Annotated in this window: 21 protein-coding genes; 7 read left to right on the top strand and 14 right to left on the bottom strand. The window is 40.7% G+C overall.

The window, feature by feature from the left end; translation table 11 throughout:
- The 10 genes from OO184_RS21485 to OO184_RS21440 all read right to left on the bottom strand — a co-directional run.
- Positions 1 to 585 (bottom strand): hypothetical protein (locus OO184_RS21485; protein WP_265380938.1); only part of this gene is annotated, 585 nt, incomplete at its 3' end.
- A 101-nt stretch (positions 586 to 686) separates the two neighbouring features.
- Positions 687 to 1,442: a hypothetical protein gene (locus OO184_RS21480; RefSeq protein ID WP_265380937.1), complete on the bottom strand. Its 756-nt coding sequence runs from the start codon at positions 1,440 to 1,442 to the stop codon at positions 687 to 689.
- Between the two features lie 101 nt (positions 1,443 to 1,543).
- Positions 1,544 to 2,296: a hypothetical protein gene (locus tag OO184_RS21475; RefSeq protein ID WP_265380936.1), complete on the bottom strand. Its 753-nt coding sequence runs from the start codon at positions 2,294 to 2,296 to the stop codon at positions 1,544 to 1,546.
- Between the two features lie 101 nt (positions 2,297 to 2,397).
- Complete coding sequence (locus OO184_RS21470) at positions 2,398 to 3,150, bottom strand: hypothetical protein (RefSeq protein ID WP_265380935.1); 753 nt, start codon at positions 3,148 to 3,150, stop codon at positions 2,398 to 2,400.
- Positions 3,147 to 5,072, bottom strand: a complete 1,926-nt coding sequence (locus OO184_RS21465; protein WP_265380934.1) for a Tle2 family T6SS lipase effector — start codon at positions 5,070 to 5,072, stop codon at positions 3,147 to 3,149. Before OO184_RS21465 ends, OO184_RS21470 begins: the two co-directional genes overlap by 4 nt.
- Positions 5,073 to 5,650: 578 nt before the next feature.
- The gene (locus OO184_RS21460) at positions 5,651 to 6,484 is read right to left on the bottom strand and encodes a siderophore-interacting protein (protein WP_265380933.1); all 834 of its coding nucleotides are present in this window, start codon (positions 6,482 to 6,484) and stop codon (positions 5,651 to 5,653) included.
- A gap of 138 nt (positions 6,485 to 6,622) precedes the next feature.
- The gene (locus OO184_RS21455) at positions 6,623 to 7,711 is read right to left on the bottom strand and encodes a histidine kinase (RefSeq protein WP_265380932.1); all 1,089 of its coding nucleotides are present in this window, start codon (positions 7,709 to 7,711) and stop codon (positions 6,623 to 6,625) included.
- A 208-nt stretch (positions 7,712 to 7,919) separates the two neighbouring features.
- Entirely contained in the window at positions 7,920 to 8,093 is a 174-nt protein-coding gene (locus tag OO184_RS21450; protein ID WP_265380931.1) for a DUF2474 domain-containing protein, read from the bottom strand.
- Entirely contained in the window at positions 8,074 to 9,081 is a 1,008-nt protein-coding gene (gene cydB / locus OO184_RS21445) for a cytochrome d ubiquinol oxidase subunit II (protein WP_265380930.1), read from the bottom strand. Before cydB ends, OO184_RS21450 begins: the two co-directional genes overlap by 20 nt.
- On the bottom strand, positions 9,071 to 10,408 hold the full coding sequence (locus OO184_RS21440) for a cytochrome ubiquinol oxidase subunit I (protein ID WP_265380929.1): 1,338 nt from the start codon (positions 10,406 to 10,408) through the stop codon (positions 9,071 to 9,073). The genes cydB and OO184_RS21440 overlap by 11 nt, the downstream gene beginning before the upstream one ends.
- 130 nt (positions 10,409 to 10,538) lie before the next feature.
- On the opposite strand from OO184_RS21440, the gene OO184_RS21435 reads away from it, so the two are divergent.
- The 3 genes from OO184_RS21435 to vapC all read left to right on the top strand — a co-directional run bounded on the left by OO184_RS21435 (position 10,539) and on the right by vapC (position 12,740).
- Positions 10,539 to 11,960: an aminotransferase-like domain-containing protein gene (locus tag OO184_RS21435; RefSeq protein WP_265380928.1), complete on the top strand. Its 1,422-nt coding sequence runs from the start codon at positions 10,539 to 10,541 to the stop codon at positions 11,958 to 11,960.
- 142 nt (positions 11,961 to 12,102) lie between these two features.
- On the top strand, positions 12,103 to 12,333 hold the full coding sequence (vapB, locus tag OO184_RS21430) for a type II toxin-antitoxin system VapB family antitoxin (protein ID WP_265380927.1): 231 nt from the start codon (positions 12,103 to 12,105) through the stop codon (positions 12,331 to 12,333).
- A complete protein-coding gene (gene vapC / locus OO184_RS21425; protein WP_265380926.1) occupies positions 12,333 to 12,740 on the top strand; it encodes a type II toxin-antitoxin system tRNA(fMet)-specific endonuclease VapC in 408 nt (135 codons plus the stop codon). The genes vapB and vapC overlap by 1 nt, the downstream gene beginning before the upstream one ends.
- An 82-nt stretch (positions 12,741 to 12,822) precedes the next feature.
- On the opposite strand, the gene OO184_RS21420 is transcribed toward vapC, so the two are convergent.
- Positions 12,823 to 13,665, bottom strand: coding sequence for a hypothetical protein (locus tag OO184_RS21420; RefSeq protein ID WP_265380925.1), 843 nt, complete (start codon positions 13,663 to 13,665; stop codon positions 12,823 to 12,825).
- Positions 13,666 to 14,223: 558 nt separating this feature from the next.
- Positions 14,224 to 15,030 carry a hypothetical protein gene (locus OO184_RS21415; RefSeq protein WP_265380924.1) on the bottom strand — a complete coding sequence of 269 codons (807 nt, stop codon included), beginning with the start codon at positions 15,028 to 15,030 and terminating at the stop codon, positions 14,224 to 14,226.
- A gap of 711 nt (positions 15,031 to 15,741) precedes the next feature.
- On the opposite strand from OO184_RS21415, the gene OO184_RS21410 reads away from it, so the two are divergent.
- Both OO184_RS21410 and OO184_RS21405 read left to right on the top strand, forming a co-directional pair.
- Positions 15,742 to 16,950: a phage tail protein gene (locus OO184_RS21410; protein WP_265380923.1), complete on the top strand. Its 1,209-nt coding sequence runs from the start codon at positions 15,742 to 15,744 to the stop codon at positions 16,948 to 16,950.
- Positions 16,951 to 17,475: 525 nt separating this feature from the next.
- Positions 17,476 to 19,224 (top strand): ABC-F family ATP-binding cassette domain-containing protein, encoded by a 1,749-nt coding sequence (locus OO184_RS21405; RefSeq protein ID WP_265380922.1) that lies wholly within the window; start codon positions 17,476 to 17,478, stop codon positions 19,222 to 19,224.
- Between the two features lie 226 nt (positions 19,225 to 19,450).
- Here the strand turns inward: OO184_RS21405 and ychF are convergent, their stop codons facing one another.
- Together ychF and pth are read right to left on the bottom strand one after the other, a co-directional pair.
- Positions 19,451 to 20,542 (bottom strand): redox-regulated ATPase YchF, encoded by a 1,092-nt coding sequence (ychF, locus tag OO184_RS21400; protein ID WP_265380921.1) that lies wholly within the window; start codon positions 20,540 to 20,542, stop codon positions 19,451 to 19,453.
- A gap of 135 nt (positions 20,543 to 20,677) precedes the next feature.
- Positions 20,678 to 21,268, bottom strand: a complete 591-nt coding sequence (gene pth, locus OO184_RS21395) for an aminoacyl-tRNA hydrolase (protein WP_265380920.1) — start codon at positions 21,266 to 21,268, stop codon at positions 20,678 to 20,680.
- A gap of 366 nt (positions 21,269 to 21,634) precedes the next feature.
- Here pth and OO184_RS21390 point away from each other — a divergent pair, with 366 nt between their 5' ends.
- Together OO184_RS21390 and OO184_RS21385 are read left to right on the top strand one after the other, a co-directional pair.
- Positions 21,635 to 23,317 (top strand): phage tail protein, encoded by a 1,683-nt coding sequence (locus OO184_RS21390; protein WP_265380919.1) that lies wholly within the window; start codon positions 21,635 to 21,637, stop codon positions 23,315 to 23,317.
- 403 nt (positions 23,318 to 23,720) lie between these two features.
- Positions 23,721 to 26,154, top strand: a 2,434-nt coding sequence (locus tag OO184_RS21385) for an inverse autotransporter beta domain-containing protein (RefSeq protein ID WP_265380918.1), incomplete at its 3' end; no start/stop codon positions are given.

Raw genomic sequence — 26,154 nt, 5'->3', positions numbered from 1 at the left:
CCGAAAAGGAAACGAATCTACCTTGCCTTGTAAGGAAACTCTGTTTGGACTCCCTTCAACCATTTTCAAGACAGGGTAAATAACCGGTCTGTAATCTATAGTATTCAGTGCGCGAGTCTCAGAGGCTTCAGAATAATTTGTTCGCGCTGCGTCATTGATAAAGGCAGCTAATCCTGTTCCTGAAGAGGGAACCGCATCTTTCACCAGGTGACTAACATCGGCATAACCCACTGCCACAAACGCTCGGTTGATTTTCCATTTACACCATCCTCCACCATTGAAAGGCAATTTCGCCTGAAAGTAACCGGTTTGCGGATCAGATTTTACATCCAAATCCAATCCATAATAGGTCGGCACTTGATAAGGCGACATACCTGCATCAAACTGATATCTAAGACAGTCTTTTGAGATATACTGCGCAGATACATACGGTTTTGTGTATTTCGGCACGACACCTTCCACCGTAATCAACTGTTTCTTCTCGTCAGGTGAAAAAGGAAAAAGCCAGTCAAAAAAGGTGTTACCAAACTCCCAGTAAATAAAATAGAGAAATAATAAGGACAGCGTTATTTTCAATATTTTCATACGGATAGTTCCTTCTTATCACAGTAATGTTGTAAAGCTAGTTTCCCTTGTTCTTCCTGTTGGCTCACGGTCAGTGATTTTTATTGGAAACTCTGATAGAACTACTTTATTTTCCAGTAATCAATAGAGTCTCTGTTTAAATCAATTCTGCCATCAGGATATTCAACTCTTGAGGGTTCTTCACCTGGTGGGATAATAATTTTAGGCATCTTGGTTTCATCCAGCTTAGGTTTAAAGGTGATTTTCCATTCCGCTCCTGGAGTTAATTTCAACCGAAAAGGAAACGAATCCACCACATTCTGTAAGGAAACTCTGTTTGGACGTCCCTCAACCATTTTCAAAACAGGATAAATAACCGGCCTGTAATCTATAGTATTCAGTGCGCGAGTCTCAGAGGCTTCAGAGTAATTTTCTCGGTCAGCATCGTTGATAAAAGCGGTTAAACCTGTCCCCGAATAGGGTATAGCATCTTTCACCAAGTGACTGACATCGGTATAATTCGCCGATACATAAGCCCGCTCAATCTTCCATTTACACCAACCTCCACCACTAAAAGGCAATTTTGTCTGAAAATAACCTGTTTGGGGATCAGAGGTTACCTCTTGGTAAAGCACATTGTAGGTTGGTACCTTATGAGGTGTCATCGTCGCACTAAATTCATATTCAAGACAAGATTTTGAGATATATCTTGCTGCTACATACGGCTCGGTGTATTTCGGCATGACGCCTTCCACTGTGATCCACGGCCCCTTTCCCTTAGATGAAAAGGGAAATAGCCAGTTAAAAAAGGTATCTCCCATCGACCAGTAAATAAAAGACAGCAGTAATAATGACAGTGTGATTTTTAATATCCTCATGCTGAAAGTTCCTTACCATCGCAGTAGTACTGTAAAGCCAGTTTCCCTTTTTCTTCTTGCTGACTGACGGTCAATGATTTTTATAGAAGACTCTGATAACGTTACTTTATTTTCCAGTAATCAATAGAATCTCTATTTAAATCAATTCTGCCATCAGGATATTCAACCCACTCCCCCCTTCCGTTAGTGACAGTAATTTTCGGCATTTTGGTTTCATCTAGCTTAGGCTTAAAGGTAATTTTCCACTCTGCTCCTGGAGTTAATTTCAGCCGAAAAGGAAACGAATCTACTACTCCCTGTAAGGATATATGTTTCGGAAATCCCTCCGTCAAATCTAAAACAGGGTAAATAACCGGCCTGTAATCTATAGTATTCAATGCACGAGTCTCAGAGGCTTCTGAATAATTTTCTCGTTTGGCATCGTTGATAAAAGCGGTTAAACCTGTCCCCGAATAGGGTATAGCATCTTTCACCAGGTGACTGACATCGGTATAATTCGCCGATACATAAGTCCGCTCAATTTTCCATTTACACCAACCTCCACCACTAAAAGGCAATTTTGTCTGAAAATAACCTGTTTGGGGATCAGTGGTTACTTCTTGATAAAGCACATTGTAAGTCGGTACCTTATGAGGTGTCATCGTCGCACTAAATTCATATTCAAGACAAGATTCTGAGATATATCTTGCTGCTACATACGGCTCGGTGTATTTCGGCATGACACCTTCCACTGTGATCCACGGCCCCTTTTCCTTAGATGAAAAAGGAAATAGCCAGTTAAAAAAGGTATCTCCCATCGACCAGTAAATAAAAGACAGCAGTAATAATGACAGTGTGATTTTTAATATCCTCATGCTGAAAGTTCCTTACCATCGCAGTAGTACTGTAAAGCCAGTTTCCCTTTTTCTTCTTGCTGACTGACGGTCAATGATTTTTATAGAAGACTCTGATAACGTTACTTTATTTTCCAGTAGTCTATTGTTTGGCGATTAAGGTCAATTCGTCCATCAGGATATTCAACCCATTCTCCCTTACCGTTAGTAATAGTAATTTTGGGCATTTTGGTTTCATCCAGCTTAGGTTTAAAGGTGATTTTCCATTCCGCTCCTGGAATTAATTTCAGCCGAAAAGGAAATAAATCCACCTCACCCTGTAAGGAAATTCCGTCTGGATATCCCTCGAACATGTTTAAAACAGGATAAATAACCGGTCTGTAATCTATAGTATTCAATGCACGAGTTTCAGAGGCTTCAGAATAATTTGTTCGCGCTGCGTCATTGATAAAGGCTGCTAATCCTGTTCCTGAAGAGGGAACAGCATCTTTCACCAAGTGACTAACATCGGCATAACCCACTGCCACAGAGGCCCGATTAATTTTCCATTTACACCAGCCCCCACCATTAAAAGGTAACTTCACCTGAAAGTAACCGGTTTGTGAATCTGATTTCACATCTAGACGCAATCTATAATAAGTCGGCACTTTAAAAGGTGACATACCTGCATCAAACTGATATTTAAGACAGTTTTTTGATATATACTGTGCGGATACATAGGGTTTTGTGTATTTCGGCGCTATGCCTTCCACAGTAATTAACGGCTCCTTTCCGGCAGATGAAAAAGGAAAAAGCCAGTTAAAAAAGGTATCGCCAAATGCCCAGTAAATAAAATAGAGAAATAATAAGGACAGCGTTATCTTCAATATTTTCATACGGACAGTTCCTGTTTATCACAGTAATGCTGTAAAGCCAGTTCCCCTTGTTCTTCCTGCTGGCTGACAGTCAGTGATTTTATTAACTGCTTATCCATATCCAGAAAATAGAGATTTCGGTAGTAAACATTGTCAGGGATAAGCATCTTATAACTATCCATTTTCACCTTAAATTGACGCTGGCTGTCCTGATAGACCGTAATCTTATCTGGTTCGCATAACTCTCTGAGGCGCTGATCAATATAACCCGCATATTTATACGAGCTATGGTTAGAGAAACCGAATCCGCCTTTCAAATCAGCACTTCTGTTTTCAACAAACAGTTTGTCTTTTTCTTGTTGACTGAGCTGATTAAACAACGCATTCTGCCGCTCACCGGCCAGAGAAAAATCCTTTTCTGTTTCCTGATTTAACTCAGGAATTAAGTAGAGTTTTGTGGTGTTATCCAATATCTCTTCGGCAATACCCGTTATAAGAGAGACATTCCTGGCGGAAATCAGCCATTCCGGGCAACTGTTAGCTTGAAAAAAATGAACCACTTTGCCGTGATGCAGATAAATTTCTTTACTGGCTGTCGCCTGCTTAATTGCCTGAATAATCGGTGAGGGTGACAATAATTTCATGATTTCCCAGTCATACCCCGCCAGCGTCCAGTAATTGAAAAAACCATTATCCATATCCTGCTCAAATGGTACAGAAGGAATTACATCATCTTCATTAACATGGCGATAGTGGATAATGGAGGACAATTCCTCTACTGCACTACGAGTTAATGTTCGCGGCATCCCGTAACTGTAGAGACAAGGATTGTGTTCTTTTAGTTGTGCGCTGTGCAATAATGCCAACGCACCTCCCAAACTATGGCCACAAATAAATAATCGCTTGTTTGTAACCAAACCGGCGATATTTCGAAACACTGTTTTAGTTTCAGTTTCATCACTGGGAACTTTTAACTTCCCAACCAGACTGAATGCCTCCCAAAACCCTTTATGCACTTTGCCATGATGAATAAACTCGCTGCACAACGCTTTGTCATCATCGCAGCTTAAAGCCAATGGCTGGAAGGTGGCATCAGTCAGGTAATTCTCCAGGCTAGCCGTTCCCCGCCAACTCACAATCACATCTTTCTTACTGGCAACATAAAACAGTTTGGTATCACTCTGCTTGTTGTCCCCCGCTTGTGAATCAATAAACTCCACCCGGGTATAACGTTCACTAAATGGCACATCGTAAACTACAGGCGTCGCCGATGCCTTTTCCATCTGATAAGGCAGCTTCGAGACATCCACCATTTGCCGGTTAAAAAAATGAAGTACAGAGCCTTCAACATCAACATCCCCGCCAGCATAGGCCAATACACTCATCAAACACTGATTATAGGCATTCACAATGGAATACTCTTTCTGATGATGTAGTTGCAAAACCCATGCCCGAAAAGGACATACTTCCAGTACATACCGTCGATTTACCGGATAAACCTCATAGCCTTTTGGTTCCGGGTCTGGGAAATGATAGGGAGGTGGAATTTTTTTGGGATCATTCCAATCATTTAGCGCCGGCAACCCATCACTGATCTGCCCGATAGTCACATAGCGATATTGATGACCTTCCGCTTCTGCTTTTGGCTTCACTACTGAAAATTCCTCTCCCCGTTTTTCCCGCAACGAACGTTGTTCCATTTCATCGGCCAGCGGTTGGGCGCCGATATACAGGGTTACCGGATGGGGCGGCATATCTTCTTCCCTTAATAATCCATTACCATCGGTAACCCCTTTACGTCCTAGCCGAGGATTTCCACGGATTTTCAAACGATAAGGCATATTGACCAAGGGTTTCCCTTGTTCATCCACCAACTGAAATTCCAGCCAGTTTTTCAGCATGTTTTTACAGTCAAGACAATCGAGTGGGCTTAATTTGCTCATTGATACTCTTTCCTTACTATTAACGTTATATAGGCACGAGTCCGCATGTCATGGGTTGAAAGTCTCATAAGACTTCCCCGTCCGGCTATCAATCACCTTCATCATCATGCTGATGAAATCAGCATAAATATCCCGTTTGGATAGCAGTAATTGATTTCGTCGCCAAAGAAATATGAGAGCCAAAATCCTATTACCACAGATAAGAAACACCGCTTATGCCGTGAGTAATAGTGAGTTGAACGACAGGAATACAAAAATGTATCCCATCGATTAATCCCTTTGAACAAAGGGAGCAGGAGCTAGAATTTCCTTCATACTGTCCATATGATGGAACTTAAATTATGATTATTAAATCATCAGTAAATAGCAAGGAAAATTTTCATTTTTTTAATTTATGAAAAAATAATTTGTAAGAAAGTGTTACAAATTCAATAGAGATTGAGTTATCGTCAATCTCATTTCTTCGGTTTTAAAAATCTCGTTTTAAGTGATCTTGCTGATAATATCAATATCGCTGATTCCCTCATCCTCTGATTTCAATAGGAGAGGGATCAAGCGAGTATAAATATGTAAGGCTGTTAATCGTCGCTATCCATCACTTCATGGCGCAGGACATGATAACCTTCCTCATCAAAGCCGTGCCTCCAGTAGGGAATAGCATATAGCTGGTGACGTTCATAGCCTTTTTCTCGGCGAATATAGCGACGAAGTTCTTTAACCAACTTATCTTCACCGGCAAGCCAGAAAGTGACGTCTTCTGTTGGTAATGACCAGGATTTGAATTCAGATACGATTGTGTCAGTTATTTCAACATCACCGGTGATCCAATGAACTGCTATTCCAGCCGGTTTTTTTAATTCCTGAATATCTTGCTCACTATCGATACGAATAATAACTTGTCCAGTCGCATCTGGTTTTACTGTTTCCAGTAACGCGGCAATAGCCGGTAGGGAGCTTGGGTCGCCGGCCATATAATAATGGCTGACTTTTGGCAATAATGGATCTGGGCCGCCGGGGTTAGTGATGCCGATCCAATCGCCAATTTGGGCTCGATAAGCAAATTCCACTGCCGGGCCGCCGTTGTGGTGTAGTGCAAATTCAATATCGATCTCTTTTTGTTCGGTGCGGATGGCCCGAACCGAGTAAGTGCGAGTAATTGGACGCAGTTCACTCGGCGGCCATATTGGGCCTTCTGGGGATAAAGTAGGTAATACGGGTTTGGTCTGCCCCGGAAGCGGTAAGAATATCTTTAGGTGCCCGCCTTCACATTCAGTGGGATAACTATCCAGACACTCACTGGTGAAAGTAATACTGCGCATATTAGGTGTCACGTCGAAAATGTTTTTTACCTGAACAAGCCTTGGTGGTGCAGGGCGGTAAATATTTTTTTCTTCAATTATTCTATTAGTCACGTAAAATTCCTCTGGAAAATTTACCGAAGGTTATTATCTGATAAAACCAAATTTAGTGTAACAGCAATGAACGCAAATGCTAATTATTATCATTCAACAAATTGCATTGCTGCCGATAATGAGATTTATCTGCCTTTTTCAATCCAGTGAAAATTGAATTTCTACTTCTGTACCACCATGTTTACGATTTTTTATCTGTAATTGTCCACCCAAGATAGAAACTCTGTCTTGCATAATAGCCATGCCAAATTTGTTCTTATTAATGCAGTTCAGATTGATACCCTGGCCGTTATCACTGACAACTGTAATAATTTTGTTATCAATCGGATAAATGCGGACACTAATCCAATTGGCATCGGCATGCTTATAACAGTTATTCAAACATTCCCTAATGATTTGTATCAAATGTTTGCTGTAACTGTCAGGAATGTGCTGATGTGTCAGGCGGTAATTGAATTCAATGTTGAAGCCTAGACGGTGGTTAAATTCATTAATCAAGTCCTGTAAAGATGCTTGTAGATTACATTGAGGTTGTTCATTCCTGAACGTTGCCAGTAATTCTCTTAGCTGGCGATAGGCAATATTCAACTCATCTTTAATCATATTCAGTGAGGTTAAACTTTGCTTGGGTAAATTATCACTGCCGATGTATAAGCAATTAACTTGAATCTTAAGGAAAGAGAGGGATTGAGCAATGGAATCGTGCAGTTCACGGGAAATAGCGGCTCTCTCTGCGGCCAACATACTCTGGTGTTGGCATTGGATCTGATTTTCCCGTAATAGTTTATTTGTCATTAAAGTCACCACATCCTGGACCAGTTTTTTTTCATCAGGAGTAAGATCACTATTTCTGTGTGTTTTTATCCAGAGTATTCCATAGTTATCAATGTTGTCATCTAGATTCCATCTCGTAATAAGCGGCATATCGAAATAGGGACATTGGTGAGGATTGCGGAAGAAATATTCTTGTTGTGATGGATAAAAGATGATTTTGGCTTCACAGAAAGGGATCAGGCGATTGAGATGGGAAAAAATCTCCTGAAGCTTTTCCGGTAGCAGTTTACAATTTTGGAGTCTGAAATGGCTTTGACAGAGAAAATCCAAATAGCCATTTTTTTGTTTCAGAGCGTTAATTTCTGCTTTGTATCTTGCATGTTGCCATTCTTTAACAGGAACAGAGTTATGTACCACTTTTATCAGAAAGTAGACATTTGTAATACTTAACATTATCAATAACGGTAAAATTAAATCTGTAATCGACGGTTTATTAATCAACAACAGGATAAAAAGTAAAAATAAATTTATAATGGAGTTGATTACAAACAGTTTTTGATTTTTGAAAATGGTGTTATTTGAACTTGCTTTCATCAGGTTAAGATTCCGTTCTGCAATACTGATGAAAACTTTAGCTCAATTTATTAAATAGTGTTAATAATTACTTCAATTTCATACCCGCTGCTGTCATTAAAAGGCGAAATAGTGTGGAAACAGCAAAAAGAGCCATCACACTGCATAACCAAATCATTACCATCCAGCCTATCCGTTTCCATACAGAAGGGCGTGGGATGTTTTGATTAGTGGCAACTTGATCAGTGGTAGCCTTGTTCATGGTTAACTTTCCCCCGAAAAACGTAGTAGCTCCAATAGGTGTAAACCAGAATCACTGGGATGATAAGTAGGGCGCCGACCAGCATAAAACCTAAACTTTGTTGTGGCGCTGCCGCGGCTTCATAACTGATTGTCGGTGGAATCAAGTTAGGCCAGATACTGATGCCTAATCCACTGTAGCCAAGAAAAACTAACAACAGTGCTAATAGAAACGGTGTGTAATGGGCTTTACGTTTGATGGAATGCAAAAGTTTCCAGCCAGCCCAGACCACCAACAGTGGCACAGGTAGGAAGAACAACAAGTTAGGTAGACTGAACCAACGTTCAGCTATTGCCGGATGAATGAATGGCGTCCATAAACTGATAATGGCGATAACTGCCAGCATTAGAAAAATGAGCGGGCGAATGACACGGTACATCTCTTGTTGGAGGTGACCTTCGGTTTTCATAATCAGCCAGCCACAACCTAACAGCGCGTAGGCAACCACCAGTCCAAAACCGCAAAATAGGGGGAAGGGTGAGAACCAATCAAAATAGCCGCCGGCGTAAGCCCGGTTTTCTACTGGGAACCCTTGAATAAAGGCACCCACTACTACGCCTTGAACAAACGTCGCCATTACGGAGCCGCTGATAAAGGCTTTGTCCCAGATATGACGATGTTCAGGCGCGCTTTTGAAACGAAATTCAAAGGCGACGCCACGGAAGATCAGGCCAAATAACATTAATGTCAGGGGGATTGTTAATGCATCAAGGATAACGGCGTAAGCCAGAGGAAAAGCACCGAATAACCCCGCGCCGCCAAGCACCAGCCAGGTTTCGTTACCATCCCACACCGGCGCAACACTGTTCATCATTAAATCGCGGTCGCTATCGCTTTTAACCGTGGGATAAAGCAGCCCAATCCCAAGATCAAAACCGTCCATGACAATGTACATCATGATGCTGAACACAATGATGATGAACCAGATTAACGGCAGATCAATACCCATTTTTTAACTCCTTTTTGGGACCTTTGCGGATAAGTTTCATCATATAAGCGTAACCCACACCAAATACCGAGCTGTAAACCGCGATGAAAAGCAACAGACTGATGCTCATATGTATTTCACCGTGTGCAGATACCGCATCTTTGGTGCGTAGCAAACCATAAACGACCCACGGTTGACGGCCTATTTCGGTAGTAAACCAACCGGCAAGAATGGCGATCAGGCCGGAAGGCGCCATCAAGAATATAAAACGCAGGAAGGCTTTTGACTGATAAAGCCGTCTCTTATAGCGTAACCAAAGCCCCCAAAAGCCGGCAATTATCATCAACATACCGAGGCCGACCATCACTCGAAATGACCAGAAGACCATAAGCGCATTTGGCCTGTCTTCCGGTGGAAACTCCTTAAGCGCAGGAACCTGCTTATCGATACTGTGAGTCAAAATCAGACTGGCGAGATAAGGAATTTTAATGGCATAACGCGTCTCTTCCCGTTCCATATCCGGGATACCAAACAGGATCAGCGGCGTGGCTTCGCCGGGAAGATTTTCCCAATGGCCTTCCATTGCCGCAACTTTGGCGGGTTGATGCTTAAGGGTGTTAAGACCGTGAGCATCACCAATCAATGCCTGTAAAGGCGCAATAATCAGAATCATCCACATCGACATGGATAGCATTTTTTTCATTGCTGTCGAGTCATTGCCTTTTAATAAATGCCATGCCGCTGAAGCTGCAATAAAGAATGCTGAGGCGAGGAAGGCCGCAGTAGACATATGAGCCAGGCGATATGGAAAGGAGGGATTAAATATCACTGCCAGCCAGTCGACGGGGACGACCTGATTATTGACAATTTCGTGGCCTTGCGGGGTTTGCATCCAGCTATTGGAGGCCAGTATCCAAAACGTGGATATCAGAGTACCTAGCGCAACCATCAAGGTGGCGAAGAAATGTAATTTTTCACCTACACGATTCCAGCCAAATAACATAACGCCGAGAAAACCCGCTTCAAGAAAGAACGCGGTCAGTACTTCGTAAGTCAACAATGGGCCGGTGATCGAACCAGCAAAATCAGAGAAAAAACTCCAGTTGGTGCCAAACTGATAAGCCATAACCAGACCGGAAACCACGCCCATGCCGAAGTTAACGGCAAAAATTTTTGACCAGAAATGATATAGCGCTTTGTAATCGGTATTCCGGGTTTTCAGCCATAACCCTTCCAGTACCGCTAAAAAACTTGCCAACCCGATGGTAATCGCCGGAAAGATAATGTGAAACGAGACGGTAAACGCGAATTGAATTCTGGCCAGTTCCAAGGCACTTAAACCAAACATAGTGACCTCTTATTTTTAGTTTGAATAAAGGCAGGAAATGTGTGTGGGTAAGTAAAGCATGAAAAAAATAACTATAATAGTGACAGTTTTCTGTATATTAACTATAACAGTTTGCGAGAGGTCTGAATTGATGAAGCGTTATGAACAATTTGCCAAACAAATTCTTCAACATATTGAAGATGGTACTTGGCTGGTGGGAGATAGATTACCTTCATTGAGAGAATCAGTGAAGTTGTCAGGCTTAAGTTTGATGACTGTTGTTCAATCTTATCAATTATTAGAAAGTCAGGGATGGATCATTTCCCGGCCTCAATCGGGTTATTACGTCGCTAAACGTTTGCAACCTTTTGCCGCAGCAAAAGGGGGAAAGCGATTACATTTAAGTGAAAGCGTGGAAATAAGCGCTTCTATTTTTGATGTATTACAGGCGTGCAAAGATCCTGCGATTATTCCGTTTGGTTCAGCATTTCCAGATCCATCCTTATTGATTCAACCTAAACTCTCTAAAGCGTTAGCGGCGGCAGCCAGGCGAATAGCGCCACATAGCGCTTTAGCCAATTTGCCGCCGGGCAATGATAAGTTACGCCGTAACATATCGCGCCGCTATGCAATGCATGGTATTCATGTTTCTCCTGATGAAATTGTCATTACCGCTGGCGCGATGGAATCACTGAGTTTCAGTTTACAGTCGGTGACTGAACCGGGTGATTGGGTCGTGATTGAATCACCGGCTTTTTACGGTGCTTTACAAGCGATTGAACGTTTACGCTTGAAAGCGATAGCCGTCAAAACTGATCCACAAAACGGTATTGATTTGGATGCGCTGGAGGAGGTAGTTCAGAAATACCCGATAAAAGCCTGTTGGTTAATGACTCACTTTCAGAATCCGCTAGGGGGAACGATGTCTGCTGAAAGTAAATTACGGCTGGTGGATATCCTGAACAGTAATCAAGTGGTGCTAATTGAAGATGATGTTTATGGCGAACTCTATTTTGATCAACAACGGCCTATACCGGCGAAAGGGTTGGATAGTGAAAACAACTTCATGCATTGCTCCTCGTTTTCTAAATGTTTGGCGCCGGGATTTCGGGTAGGTTGGGTTGCAGCAGGAAAACATGCCAGGAAAATCCAACAGCTACAAATGATGAGCACCGTTTCTGCCAGCATGCCGACGCAATTGGCAATTGCTGATTATCTGGCGGAGGGGGGATATGACAACCACTTACGCCGCCTTCGTCGCACATTGGAGCAACGTCAACACCTGATGTTGCGAGCGATTGGTGACTATATGCCCGCTTCAGTAAAAGTGAATTGCCCTAAAGGCGGCTATTTCCTCTGGTTGGAATTTGAACCTTTGTTCAATGCACAGCGGCTTTATCAGCTAGCATTGGCAGAAGGGATCAGCATTGCGCCGGGTAGTATGTTTTGTACCAGCGAACAGTTTAATCATGCCTTCCGCCTTAATGCCTCTTTTGATTGGAATCAGGAAATGGAACGTGCTATGCAGACTTTAGGTAATATTTGCCATACATTATTGGCTGAAATGGCCTGATATTAATCCCGATTAAGGAGAATTTCATGGAGAAAGCAGCGGTATTTAATTAAGAAAGATTAGGTATATTTTATTGACATGCTCTTTTTTTAATGCTTATTATGGATATACAACAAGTATATCCCTATATGAGGAAAATTTTATGGCTCAAACAACGATATTTAAAAGCAATCGTTCTCAGGCAGTTCGACTTCCTAAAGTTGTCGCTTTTCCGGAAGATGTGAAGCGGGTTGATGTTGTCGCTGTAGGCCGTACTCGCATAATCACGCCGGCTGGTGAGTCTTGGGACAGTTGGTTTGATGGTCCTAGTGTTACGGACGATTTTATGGTAGAACGCGAGCAGCCGCTAGTACAAGAGCGTGAGGGATTTTGATGTTGAAATACATGCTTGATACCTGTATTTGCATCTATACCCTCAAGAATCGGCCCCAGAGAGTGCGTGAAGCTTTTCTGCTTCATCACGACCAATTGTGTATCAGCACGGTGACGTTGATGGAACTGATTAAAGGCGCAGAGAAATCGGGAGATCCTGAAAGCAATATGAAGATTCTTGAGGGATTCATTACTCGGTTGAGGATATTGGATTTCGATAGTAAGGCTGCTGTACATGCCGGTCAGATCATCGCAGAGCTTGAGCAGAGCGGTTTATGCATTGGGGCTTATGACAATCAAATAGCAGGACATGCCAGAAGCCAAGGGTTGATTATCGTGACTAATAATGTGCGCGAATTTAAGCGGGTTCTTGGCCTTCGTGTTGAGAATTGGGCCAGCGAAAAATAATTACCGTGGTTTATCGCCTGTTTAATGAAATTTATGGTGTCCACGACGCTTTTGCAGACACCATTGGGGTTATTTCACCGCATTATTCTATACAGAGCGCTCTTACGTTACTTCCTGGTTTTTTCCGCGTGGTCATACTGTTGATCCAATCTTCTAATGATACCTTTTGTGCTTTCTCGAATGCAGGTCTTACATTTAACCATGATTCGTATCTCAGGTTATATTCTGCTTGTGGCAGGAGGTAACTAGATTTGAATTCGATCATGCCTTTATCATCTTCGGAAGCGATGATTGAAAACTCAGACCAATACAAGAAGAATGACACGCCGCCTCTTGGTGAGGTAGCAAGAACACTTTGCACAAAATTGGATTGAGTTTGCCTTCTACCTGCATAGGATAATGCAGCAATAGCCAGTTGCCTCAGCGGGATTTTCATCTGCTCTTTCTCCTGACTAGATAACCCTAAGAAATTTTCCAGGAAAGAGTTGATCAAAACATCTGCATCATGGCTTTTTTGAATAACATATTGCGTGCTTGCTGACAGCAAAGAAAGGAAGGGAACGCCAGATAATTCTTCTGTAAATGAGAAGAAATTCTTTTTATTGCCTGGGCCTTGAGGATCTAAAGGATTATAGCCTGAGACCGCACGGCACATATTAATAACAGTTTGCAAACCTTCGGCAATACTTAGTGGATTTCTAGATGGTGTGGAAGAATCTCTTGCAAGCTGTGTATAATTTCCTGTCGCTGCGCCATTAGCTGGGCTCTGTACGTCAGAAGCATCTCCAGCATCAGAATAATTCATAATAATATTGTCTGAACGTTCCCAATCTTTGAGGAGCCTTGTTCCTCCTTTTTCAATTTGTTCTATCCATTCTTGGGCTTTTTTAACTGCATAATCAGGATTATTTAAGATGTTTTCCATGATTTTTATCCTTAATAGATTTATTAAGTTAGAGATTGAATGTTAGAGTACTGTTGAAAATAGGGAACAATATTTAACCTTATTTTTAACAGTGAGGTAAATCGATAATCATGTACTTAATATTACAGTTTTTTTAGCTTGGTAATATTCCATAAATAAAGCATATTTTTATTCTCTGTGAATTATTATTTATGTAAGTGAATATTTTATTTTGAATTTTTATTGATAAATATTAAATATATTTTTGTGTAAACTAAGTATATCCGTAAGTGGGTATTTTTCACTATCAAATATTAAGGGTATGTAATTTAACTTGTTCTTCACGGATAAATAGTTGTTCATGTGATATTTTCATATTAGTATTAAAATACTATTTAGAAATTCACATTTTAAGATAATTAATTTTATATATATTGATCTCATATTCTATTCTTTATATTATATTTGTCTATTTTTTAACTTGATGACTTTATTGAATAACTAGAAATAATCTCATTACATATTGTTAATAATATTGTTGATATAAATCAATTAATCTACTTATAGAAATTTTTTAATTTATGTCTTCATTTTGGTTGTCATACAATCAATTAAATATTCTATAGTTATCTTATCTTCTTTCTCGAATGCAGATTTTACTATTTCCCACATTTTCTGGCTGAGATTATACTCTGCCTGGCAAAGATTATAATGAGAGGTGAATTTAATAGTACCCTTGTTATCTACTTTCTTTATTGTTAGCACAGAAGAATAAAGTAAGAGTGACGCCCCATTTGGGGTTTTAGCCAGAGCATATTGTACCAGGTTAGATTTCTTTTCTTTTTGATCGGCATATGATAAGGCGGTATTAATCAACTCTTTCAAATAAGTTTTAATTTTAATTTTATCTTGGGGAGATAACCCTCGAAAGGCTTCGACAAAAGAATCGATCAAGACATTGGTATCATGACTTTGTTGAGTAATCGTATTTTTATCTGTCCATAGTAAAGAGAGAAAGGGAACTTTTGCTATTTCTTCTGTGAATGCAATGAATTTCTGTGCATTGCCATTACCTTCTGGTTCCAATGGATCATAGCCGGATGCTACTCGACATAAATTGATGATAGTTTGTAGGCCTTCAGTGACGCTGACCGGATATTTATTTGGTGTGGCCGATTTCTTTGCGAATAGTATGTATTTATCTGTAGCTGCCACACTGGCTGGACTTTGTATATCAGAAAGATTTTCCTTTTCTAAGAAATGAGTAAAAATATTATCTGAATGTTGCTGAGTTTTAGGATATTTTTCTCCTCTGTGTTTAATGTATTCTATCCACTCTTGAATATCTTTAATTTTATGATCATAATTTGTTAATATATCTCTCATGGTTTTTTCCTTTATGGATTTATTAGATAAGTAATTGATTTTTATTTTTTACTTAAAATGAGTTTCAGAGTCAGAAACGATAATTTATTTTATATCAATAATATAGGGTCTTATTTATGTGATAAACATATGTTCCTGAAAACCGATAATATTTTAATCAATAGGTAAAAATATATATCTAATCTTTTAATAATAGTGTAAAAATGTAATATGTAAAGTCCATTACAGCAAAATTTGTGTTTTGGTTGTTTTTATTGAATAATCTTACATTATATTGTTTTGCTGTTTATTTATTGTTTTCTAATAATGTGTTTTATTGTTAATTATTTGTTGGTCTATTTTGATTCATATTTATTGAAAAATAAATAATTACGAGCAATTATATTAACTTATTGGTTAAAATATTTTTTATATGGTTCACCTTACTTATTCTTGGAAAGAAAATATTATCACAAATATTTTCTAGATGAAATAAATGTGGAAGCGTTATTCTCATATGTCGGATGAAAATTGTTTTAATATATGTTTGATTTTGGGGAGTCTAATTTTTATTTCTATCAATTATAAAAATAGTTGTTAATCTAAGTTGTAAAAACATTCCATTATTATTTTTCTAAGTTAGACTATGATTGAAGTGATTTATGGGAAATGATTTTTACAATAGTTCAATATGTTATTTATAAAATAATATTATTTGATTTTGGAGGGTGTATGAGTCCGAGAAATGATTTTAAATCTTTTTCTATTGGCAATAATGCTAATGTAGTGAGTCAAGAAGAATATGAACAGAGTCCAAATTTAAAGACTGGATTTCCACCAGAGCATATTACTGTTCATTTGCTTAATAAAGTATTACGTCAGTCGTCAACAATAGCATCTGTTGTGGCTGATTTTATCGCGGTATATTCCGGCAATGATGCTTTGGACGATGGGGATATAGTTAAACTGGCCGCCCAATTAAATGAAGCATTAGAACAAAAAATTGCAACCAAAGTACCAAATGCTTCATTAACACAAAAAGGTATCACTCAGCTCACAGATAAAACCGGCAATAGTAATACCCTTGCGGTAACGCAGAAGCTAGTTTCTGATATAAATGATAATGCTAATAACCGATTGGCAAAAGATCAAAATGGCGCAGATATTCCTGATAAAAAAGCATTTGTAGAAAATCTTGGTTTAGAAGTAATTAGTACAAAACCGGTTGTTGTTGGGAATAATACAGCTTCTACAATCGATAATTTTGATAACATTCCTCAGAATTCAACATATTTTGCATATCCAGCAGGGTTAAATGGCCCAGGAGTACATGGTCCCGGAATGAGATTTTCAGGAGGATATGGGACCTTTAAGGGTTATGAGCTGATGATCCACTCTACATACGTGCAGAAGAGCGAATTACACTATAGAACCCATAATGGTGACGGTAACATTAATAAATGGAATCCGTGGTATAAAGTCTGGTCAACAAGCAACGCCAAGCCGGATACGAATGGCAATCTTAAAGTCTCCAGTCCAGTGGTCGATATTCATCCAGACGGAACTTATCGGTTAACTTGCGAAGCGAAAGGCATGACTGTCGAGCGGATAGAGATCGGGAAGTATCGTATTAGCGGCTGCAATGGTTTTGCTAAAGATGGAGAATGGGGAATTCACGGTGGTACTATCGTTCCGGCAGACAGCAATGGATTAAATCTAATTTGGGTTTGTGAATCGGTAGATTCATCCAGTGGCGATATAACCATCGAATGTTATCATCGTCAAAATAAAGATGCGCCGATATTTGCGCAAAATAAGCGTGTTAAGAGTATTAACGGCGACGGGGAAGTTGTTTATTACAATGATGGCGAGCTATGCGATATCCCCGATGGACGAGTAATTAATGTTCGAGTGCAACTGCCGGAAAAACCACAAGAATAATACCATCGGGAATATACCCAATAGATTTCAAGATGCATCGCGGCGGCAAGGGAGCGAATCCCCGGGAACATAGATAACTATGTGACCGGGGTGAGTGAATGCAGCCAACAAAGAGGCAACTTGAAAGATGACGGGAATAAATGGCGCTTTGTGATTTGTTACTGAATAATGTGCAAATTGCAATTTATGGTCAGACTTATTGGTAGTTTAGGAAATAAAAAATCCGCGTAGCTACGCGGATTTTAGGAGTTTTAATATTATTGTTTGCTTATAAACAAACAGCTTTGTTACGATAACAGCACCGTTCAACTTGGAAAAATAAATTAAGGAGGCTAATTATGATGTTGTGTGATGTGATCGAATATTCACACTTCTTTGGTAATCGCCAAAGCTCAGGCTTTCACAGTATTACACTGCGATAATCCTGCCTGAGCGAAGTTATCCAAAAAAATCTCTTCCTCAGCTTACTGGGTTGTCGTTCCCGACTTAACCCGGGCGTTTTCACGCCTGAAAAATGAGTAAGCCATGAGCACATTATTATCTGTAAAATCAATTTGTTACGAAACATCAACCAGCACATTGCTGAATGATGTCTTTTTCACTATTCAGGCTGGTGATCGTATCGGTCTGATTGGTCATAACGGTAGTGGAAAAAGTACGCTATTAAAATTATTGACGGCACAGCTACTTCCCAGCGGCGGCGCTATTCACTATGCCAGCCATTGTGTGACTGCCTATATTGAGCAGCATTTACCGGAAGACGTGGAAAATCAGCCATTGATCGATGCAGTTTTGCAAAAATTACCTGCTGATGAACGTGTGACAGAGCGCTGGCGTGCGGAAATCCTTCTGACACAGCTAGGTTTTGCTGAAGCCCTGTGGGCACAGCCTGCCAGTCAGCTCAGCGGCGGGCAACACACACGTTTGCTATTAGGCCGGGCATTAATACAGGAGCCTGATCTGCTATTACTGGATGAGCCGAGTAACCATCTGGATTTACCTACCCTATGGTGGCTGGGTAATTTTCTTCAATCCTGGAAAGGTAGTTTTATTCTGGTTTCCCACGATCAGGCTTTGCTCGATAAGGTCACTAATTGCACATGGATATTGCGCGACAAGACCCTCTATTTTTATCGTTTACCCTGCTCTAAGGCCCGGCAAGCACTTGTAGAGAAAGACATAAGCGATGAACATCGCCATCAGTTTGAACAGAAAGAGATTGATCGAATCACGTCCAGCGCCAAACGTCTTGCAATCTGGGGACGCGTTTATGATAACGAGGATCTGGCACGCAAAGCGAAACAGATGGAAAGACATGTTGAGCGCCTGAAAGATGCGCAGACAGTATTGACGGAAGGTTACCAGTGGCAGTTGGCATTAACTGGTCAGCCTATTCAGGCTGATCGCGTTCTTGAGTTTGACTATGCCGCCATAACAGTACAGGGTAGCTCAATGCCGCTGTTTACCACCGGTTTTCATCAGGTAAAAAGTGGTGATCGCATTGCTATCATTGGTGCCAATGGTTGTGGTAAATCAACCTTATTGCGACTGTTGTGGCAACGCTATCTCTCAGAGGTGCGCCACAGTCCCGAGATAAAATTCCATCCGGCCATTACAGCAGGTTATTACGATCAGCAATTGCACCAATTGCATGATAATGACAGCTTGACAGATGCGTTACGGCCATTTGCGCCACTGACAGACGAACAGCGCAAGATGGCTCTGATCGGCGCTGGTTTTGCTTACTCGCGCCATCAGCAGAAAGTGGCTACCCTTAGTGGCGGTGAACGTTCAAGGTTACTGTTTGTAGGACTGAGTTTGGCGAAATATGAATTGATCATACTGGATGAGCCGACTAACCACTTGGATATTGAAGGTAAAGAAGCGCTGTGTGAGCAAATTGCGACATTTAGTGGTGCATTACTTGTTGTTAGCCATGATCGCTGGTTGATTGAAAATAGCTGTCAGCGTTTTTGGTTTATCAATAACAACCAGTTGGAAGAGTATTACGATATTGAGGCTATTTATCAGCAAATTGAACAGATGGGTCAGCAGCAAAGTAAACACAAGGAGTACGGCCGCTATGCCTCCCACATTGCTGACGGCAGGTTGCAACCTCTCTTATTGCCGGAAGAGCAATTACTGGAGCGCCTGTTTCATCTTGAAGAAAAACTGGAAGTCGATAGGAAACGTAAGATTGCTCACCAGAAACCGCACCTTCAACAGCAGTGGATAAAGGAGATAGAAAAAATACAGGCTCAGTTGAACCTGTAATTCGTTGCTCGTAACAGGCGCATTTAGCCCTGAGAATGGCGGTAATATCACGGTGATGCTTGACCTTTCTGTAAGGCTTGCATCACTTTGATGTCTTTCAAACAAACCCCGTTATTTTAAACGAGGCGTGTCAGCAATCTGAAAAATCCACGCAACCGCGTGGATTTTAAGTGTATTTATTGTCTCCATGAAACATCCTGAGATGCTTTGAGACTACAGAAATGATTTAGACATTAAACAAAAAGTTCATCACATCGCCATCCTTAACGATATAGTCTTTACCTTCTGAACGCATCTTGCCGGCCTCTTTTGCCCCTTGTTCACCTTTGTAAGAGATGAAATCTTCAAAAGAGATGGTTTGTGCGCGAATAAAACCTTTTTCAAAATCAGTATGGATCTTACCGGCGGCTTGTGGTGCGGTTGCGCCAACCGGGATGGTCCATGCCCGAACTTCTTTTACGCCGGCAGTGAAGTAAGTTTGCAGATTCAGTAACTGATAGCCAGCGCGGATAACGCGATTTAAACCGGGCTCTTCCAGACCAAGTTCAGCCATAAACTCTGCGCGTTCATCATCTTCCAGCTCGGCGATATCCGCTTCTACTGCCGCACAAACCGGTACCACTACGGAACCCTCTTTTTCTGCAATTGCCCGAACCGCATCCAAATGTGGGTTGTTTTCAAACCCTTCTTCGTTGACGTTAGCGATGTACATGGTGGGTTTCAGCGTCAGGAAACTCAGATAGCGGATAGCGGCTTTCTCTTCGGTACTGAGATCCAACGCCCGCAGCATACCCGCTTGTTCCAGATGAGGCAGACATTTTTCCAGCACGGCCAGTTCTGCTTTGGCATCTTTATCGCCGCCTTTCGCTTTTTTCTGGACACGATGAATGGCTCGTTCGCAGGTGTCCAGATCGGAAAGGGCTAATTCGGTATTGATGATCTCAATATCAGCAGCAGGGTCTACTTGACCAGAAACGTGAATGATATTGTCATTGACAAAGCAGCGCACAACATGACCGATAGCTTCTGTTTCACGAATGTTAGTCAAAAACTGGTTGCCTAAGCCTTCACCTTTTGAGGCGCCTTTTACCAGACCAGCAATATCGACGAATTCCATCGTGGTCGGTAGGATTCGCTGAGGTTTCACAATTTCCGCTAGTTGTTCAAGCCGTGGATCTGGCATAGGGACTACACCGGTGTTGGGTTCAATGGTGCAGAACGGGAAGTTTGCTGCTTCGATACCTGCTTTAGTCAGCGCATTGAATAATGTTGATTTTCCGACGTTAGGCAGGCCAACGATACCGCATTTGAATCCCATGATTTTCACCTTAATTTACTTATAAATCAAAAGGCTGTGTTAGCCTGTTCGATGAGTCAAAAAAAATTGGCGCCATTATACACGGAATGGCGGGCTATCACGATCTTACAGACAAGATTTATCGATTCCATGTCATTAAGCGTTGGCTTTGAAGCTATGTAAGCGATTGATTGCCTTATCCATATCTTGTTTCATCAGAATATCAGTACAACGCAGTGCTTCATCAATCGCATCATCGATCAGCTTTTGTTCACTGGCTGGTGGTTTGCCTAACACAAAGCCGACTACTTTATTTTTGTCGCCGGGATGACCGATACCGATACGTAAGCGGTGAAAGTTAGGATTATTGCCAAATTTGTTCTGAATATCTTTCAAGCCATTATGACCGCCATGACTACCACCCAGTTTCATTTTTGCCACTCCTGGCGGTAAATCGAGTTCATCATGGGCCACCAGAATTTCGTCCGGTTGGATGCGGTAAAAAGAGGCAAGAGCAGCGACAGATTTACCACTGAGATTCATAAATGTCGTCGGGACTAACAGACGAACATCGTAACCACAGATATTAATTCGGGCGGTATAACCGAAAAATTTACTCTCTTCTTTCAGTGATTGATTGTGGCTCCGAGCGAGCAGGTCAACATACCAGGCTCCGGCGTTGTGTCTAGTCTGGGCATATTCAGCACCGGGATTAGCCAGACCGACGATTAATTTTATGTTACTCACTATTTTTCTTCACTTTTAGGCAGTAAAACAAAAAGAAGAATAGTTTACCTGTCGGGGGCTACAAGTACAAAGTTCAGTTTGAAAGTGAGGAAATATTGTTACGAAAATTTTTGAGAGGAAATTGGAAGGAGAAAAGTTACTTACAGATATTAAGCATAAATAGTTTTGATATCTTTCTGGATTGAAAATATTGAATCTTTTATTGTTGTCAGTAGTACAAAAATAATTAACTACCTGAGTCACAAGAAAGTTTCATTATTGTTTTTTCGAGATAAACTATAATTAAAATAAGTTATTCGGAACGATTTTTACGATAATTCAATATGTTGATTATGAAATGATGTTTTTATAATTTTAGGAGGATATATGAGTCAAAAAAATGATTTTAAAGCTTTTTCTATTAGTAATAATGCTAATGTAGTCAGTCAAGAAGGATATGAAGAAAGCCGGAGTTTGAAGACGGGGTTTCCACCAGAAAACATTACGACTCATTTACTAAACAAGGTATTACGTCAGTCATCGACAATAACATCTGTTTTGGCCAATTTTATCGCAACATATTCCGGCAATGATGTTCTGGATGATGGGGATATTGCTAAACTTATTGTTCAATTAAATAGAGCGTTAGAACAAAAAATCGCAATAGAAGTGCCAAGTGCCTCATTAACACAAAAAGGTGTTATTCAGCTCACAGATAAAACCGGCAACAGCAATACCCTCGCGGTAACGCAGAAACTTGTTTCTGATGTAAATGATAATGCGAATAACCGGTTGGCAAAAAATCAAAATGGCGCAGATATTCCTGATAAAAACGCGTTTGTGAAAAACCTCGGCTTATCGGAAACAGTGGAATTGGCGAAAAATGCGGTATCGGCCAATGGGGGGAATTATCCACAGTATTTTAGGTTTAAACAGGTTGAAACACTGCCTACTGAACGTAATGCGACTATGTTAGTTTCTTTGCAGGGAGTTAAACCGGCAAGTGAGATAGTCGGGTTTACGCTTTACAATTGGTATGACAATTATATTAAAACCGGTATTGTGCGTGGCGGTAGTGTTGATACCTACGGATATACGATAGATATTAATGGCAAACGGGTTTTTTCTGTTTCTCCCGCAGGTCATATTGAAGCTGCGTCGGCGAGTATAAGGGGGAATGCCGGAGTTTTTAATATAATTCATGACACGGGTAAACATGCATATTGTCAGTTTATTGAGGGAGCAAAAAGAACAGCTTACGTTGGATTTCCAGGTGACGGTTCACCGGATTTTGATATTTGTAACGAAAAAAAATCTGGCAAATTAACAATCGGTGGTGAGTTGGTTGCATATTTTAATAACAATCGGGTTTTTTCTGTTTCTCCTGAGGGGAGGATTGATGCTGGATCGGCAAATTTAAAGGGGGCCGGAGGCATTTTTAATATAATATATGACACGGGTAGACATGCATATTTTCAGTTTTTTGAGGGAGGAAAAAGAACCGCCTACATTGGGGTTCCCGGTGATGGGTCATCGGATTTTGATATTTGCAATGAAAAAAAATATGGCAGGCTGACAGTTGGCGAGAAGTTGAGATATAACGGTAACCCTATTGCAGTTTTTAATGATAATTGCATTGCCGATACTAACGGCAATCTCAAAGTATCCAGCCCTGTAGTGAATATTCATCCAGACGGAACTTATGAGCTAACCCGTGAAGCGGAAGGTATGACTGTCGAGCGGATAGATATAGGGAAATATCGCATCAGCGGCTGCAACGGTTTTGCTAAAGATGGAGCATGGGGAATTCACGGTGGTACTATCGTTCCGGCAGATAGCAACGGGTTAAATCTGATTTGGGTTTGTGAATCAGTAGATCCATCTAATGGCAATATAACCATTGAATGTTACCATCGTCAAAATAAAGATGCGCCGATATTTGCTCAAAATAAACGTGTTAAGAGCGTTAATGGTGATGGAGAAGTCATTTATTATAATGATGGTGAACTATGCGATATCCCCGATGGACGAGTAATTAATGTTCGAGTTCAACGGCCGGAAAAACCATAATAACCATAATCACTGAGTGCGAACTCAGTTATTACAAGTATACCTAATAGATTTCAAGTTGCATCGCGACGGCAAGGGAGCGAATCCCCGGGAGCATAGATAACTATGTGACCGGGGTGAGTGAGTGCAGCCAACAAAGAGGCAGCTTGAAAGATAACGGGTATAAACAGAAAACCCGTTGGAATACTTGTACAACGGGTTTTCTGCTTATGTTTTTAATGAAAATTGTATAAATACTGAATACCGTGTTAGAAAATGGTTTCCTGCGGTTTTTGTTTTGCTAAGTGATTACTAATGGTTATCGGCTGATAATTTATATTCATTATACAAAGTTATAGAAAGTCATTTAATGTGCTCAATATCTATAACTGAATATAAAGGTAAGAGTTTTATGGTATTACTGATGAACATCAATCGTATTTTACGTAACTTAATGAGTTATAAGATAAATAAGAGTGCGCTACTGGTCTGTTTTTTATTTGCAGCGCTTATGCTACTAAAAAGTTACCCTGTTTTATCTGAACCAGGAAAGTCTTTGATTGGTGTTGAAAATTGTCAGGAATATCCAGAAGCAGTTATAAAGCATGATATTGATAGAAAAAAACCGATAACCGGACAGGCTAGCAATAAATTACATGAAAACGTTACTAATAAAGAGAAAAAGCGATCAGGTCAGAGGCGGTGTGGTGATTTTTTATCAAAGAGAAGCGCAATAGGAAAAAACGATAGCGATGAAAAACCCAAAATACCCCAGTTATATGAAAATAGTCATAAAGATGATAATCAAAATACTCCCCCTTTAATCCTATCTCGCGGTACTGAACTCCTGGGATTGTTAAATTCAGATCCAAAAAAATTAGCCCAAGATTATGTTGTCAATAAATTAAATAGTCAGATAACCAATAATACTCAGAAATGGCTATCACAGTTTGGTACAGCCAAAATTAATCTAAATATTGATCATCATGGGCACCTGGATGAAAGTTCTGTAGATTTACTCGTTCCTTTCTATGACGATAAAGATCACTGGCTTGTTTACTCTCAATATGGATATCGTCATAAAGATAGCCGTGACACAGTGAATTTAGGGGTTGGAACCCGTTTATTCATAAATAACTGGATGTATGGAGCGAACACTTTTTACGATAATGATTTAACCGGTAATAATAGCCGATTCAGCCTGGGTGGTGAATTGTGGACTAACTACCTAAAAATGTCTGCTAACGCATATTTTCGCCTGAGTGATTGGCATAACTCCCGTGATTTAGCCAATTATTATGAGCGCCCGGCAAATGGTTATGACTTGATTGCCGACATGTATTTACCTTCAATGCCATCCCTCGGCGCTAAAATAAAATATGAACAATATTTTGGTGATAATGTTGCGTTATTCGGAACTAACAATAGGCAAAAAGATCCATATGCTGCAACTATTGGGGTAAATTATACCCCGGTTCCACTATTCACAGCAGGAGTTGACTATAAATTAGGGAAAGAGGGAAAAAGCGATGGTATATTTTCATTGAATGTGAATTACCGATTTGGTGTTCCGTTATCAGAACAACTTTCACCAGAAAATGTTTCTTCACTACGAAGTTTAGCAGGAAGTCGTTACGACTTAGTTGAAAGAAATAATAATATTATTTTGAATTATCTGAAAAAACAGCAACATTTTAGGTTACTGGTCCCTGTAATAGAAATTGGTGGTTACGGTGGTGAAATTAAACCAATACAAATTCAATCTGATACTCCATTCAAAAATATCACTTGGGATATACCTGAATTATTCCAGAAGAATGGCGGGATTATAAATATAGAAAGTACTCATGGTTATACAATTCAGTTACCGGAATATCAGCCTGATGGCAAAAATGACTATACCATCACAGGTACAAGTAAAGATGTTCAGCAGAATGTGCAAGTACAAATTCATGTATTACAACGTAATATCTCTTTGAGTGTTAATACTACCGATCCTTTAATTGCTGATGGCAATGCGAAATATGTCTATACAGCTACCCTGCTTGGCGCTGACAAAAAGACGCCGATAGAAAATGCTAAATTGGTTTGGGATACGGATAAAAAAGATCCGGGATTGAAATTAAAGCCTGATTCAGAAGCAACAGATAAAAATGGGCAACAGACTGCGACATTAACCAGTACAACACCATTATCCGATATACAAGTCAGCGTCAGTATTAATGGCGAACGTGTTACTACGAATAAAAAAGTCAGCTTTACTGAGTCCAGCAGCAGCTATCGAGTCACCCGTGTGACAGTGGATAAAGACAGCGGGCTCTACAACAACGGCACCGACAGTTATACCTTCACGGCGATGGTAGTGGATGCGTATGGCAAACCGGTAGCAGATAAGCCGATTGATATCGACTGGCAGATCGACTCAAAAGTTGACGGGTTAAAACTGACGAAACAGAGCAATCCGGTGAGTAACGCGCAGGGGCAGGTCACCGCGACGTTAACCAGCACGGCGGCGGTGACTGGTGTGCAGGTGTCGGCGAAGACGGCCAGCCAGCAAACGGCGGTGAATGCGGATAGAAAAGTCAGTTTTATGGAGCTCAGCGACAGTTATCGCGTCACCGGCGTGACGGTGGAAGTGGAGAAAGACAAAGTGCGCTACAACAACGGTACCGATACTTATACCTTCACGGCGACGGTGGAGGATGCGCATGGCAGGCCGGTAGCGGGTAAACCGATCGACATTGAGTGGCAGACAGAGCCAGCGGAGGCCGGGTTAACCCTGACGAAACAGAGCAGCCCGATGAGTAATGCGCAGGGGCAGGTTACCGCGACCTTAACCAGTACGGCGGCGGTGAAGA

It is taken from the genome of Photorhabdus aballayi (genome assembly GCF_026153155.1).
GTDB lineage: Bacteria > Pseudomonadota > Gammaproteobacteria > Enterobacterales > Enterobacteriaceae > Photorhabdus > Photorhabdus luminescens.
This window is presented reverse-complemented; position numbering and strand designations above follow the sequence as displayed.

What these genes read in the sequence shown, in the direction of transcription:
- OO184_RS21480 (WP_265380937.1), bottom strand. Translation starts at nt 1,442, where the DNA reads ATGAGGATATTAAAAATCACACTGTCATTATTACTGCTGTCTTTTATT.
- OO184_RS21475 (WP_265380936.1), bottom strand. Translation starts at nt 2,296, where the DNA reads ATGAGGATATTAAAAATCACACTGTCATTATTACTGCTGTCTTTTATT.
- OO184_RS21470 (WP_265380935.1), bottom strand. Translation starts at nt 3,150, where the DNA reads ATGAAAATATTGAAGATAACGCTGTCCTTATTATTTCTCTATTTTATT.
- OO184_RS21465 (WP_265380934.1), bottom strand. Translation starts at nt 5,072, where the DNA reads ATGAGCAAATTAAGCCCACTCGATTGTCTTGACTGTAAAAACATGCTG.
- OO184_RS21455 (WP_265380932.1), bottom strand. Translation starts at nt 7,711, where the DNA reads ATGTTAAGTATTACAAATGTCTACTTTCTGATAAAAGTGGTACATAAC.
- OO184_RS21450 (WP_265380931.1), bottom strand. Translation starts at nt 8,093, where the DNA reads ATGAACAAGGCTACCACTGATCAAGTTGCCACTAATCAAAACATCCCA.
- cydB (WP_265380930.1), bottom strand. Translation starts at nt 9,081, where the DNA reads ATGGGTATTGATCTGCCGTTAATCTGGTTCATCATCATTGTGTTCAGC.
- OO184_RS21440 (WP_265380929.1), bottom strand. Translation starts at nt 10,408, where the DNA reads ATGTTTGGTTTAAGTGCCTTGGAACTGGCCAGAATTCAATTCGCGTTT.
- OO184_RS21435 (WP_265380928.1), top strand. Translation starts at nt 10,539, where the DNA reads ATGAAGCGTTATGAACAATTTGCCAAACAAATTCTTCAACATATTGAA.
- vapB (WP_265380927.1), top strand. Translation starts at nt 12,103, where the DNA reads ATGGCTCAAACAACGATATTTAAAAGCAATCGTTCTCAGGCAGTTCGA.
- vapC (WP_265380926.1), top strand. Translation starts at nt 12,333, where the DNA reads ATGTTGAAATACATGCTTGATACCTGTATTTGCATCTATACCCTCAAG.
- OO184_RS21420 (WP_265380925.1), bottom strand. Translation starts at nt 13,665, where the DNA reads ATGGAAAACATCTTAAATAATCCTGATTATGCAGTTAAAAAAGCCCAA.
- OO184_RS21415 (WP_265380924.1), bottom strand. Translation starts at nt 15,030, where the DNA reads ATGAGAGATATATTAACAAATTATGATCATAAAATTAAAGATATTCAA.
- OO184_RS21410 (WP_265380923.1), top strand. Translation starts at nt 15,742, where the DNA reads ATGAGTCCGAGAAATGATTTTAAATCTTTTTCTATTGGCAATAATGCT.
- OO184_RS21405 (WP_265380922.1), top strand. Translation starts at nt 17,476, where the DNA reads ATGAGCACATTATTATCTGTAAAATCAATTTGTTACGAAACATCAACC.
- ychF (WP_265380921.1), bottom strand. Translation starts at nt 20,542, where the DNA reads ATGGGATTCAAATGCGGTATCGTTGGCCTGCCTAACGTCGGAAAATCA.
- OO184_RS21390 (WP_265380919.1), top strand. Translation starts at nt 21,635, where the DNA reads ATGAGTCAAAAAAATGATTTTAAAGCTTTTTCTATTAGTAATAATGCT.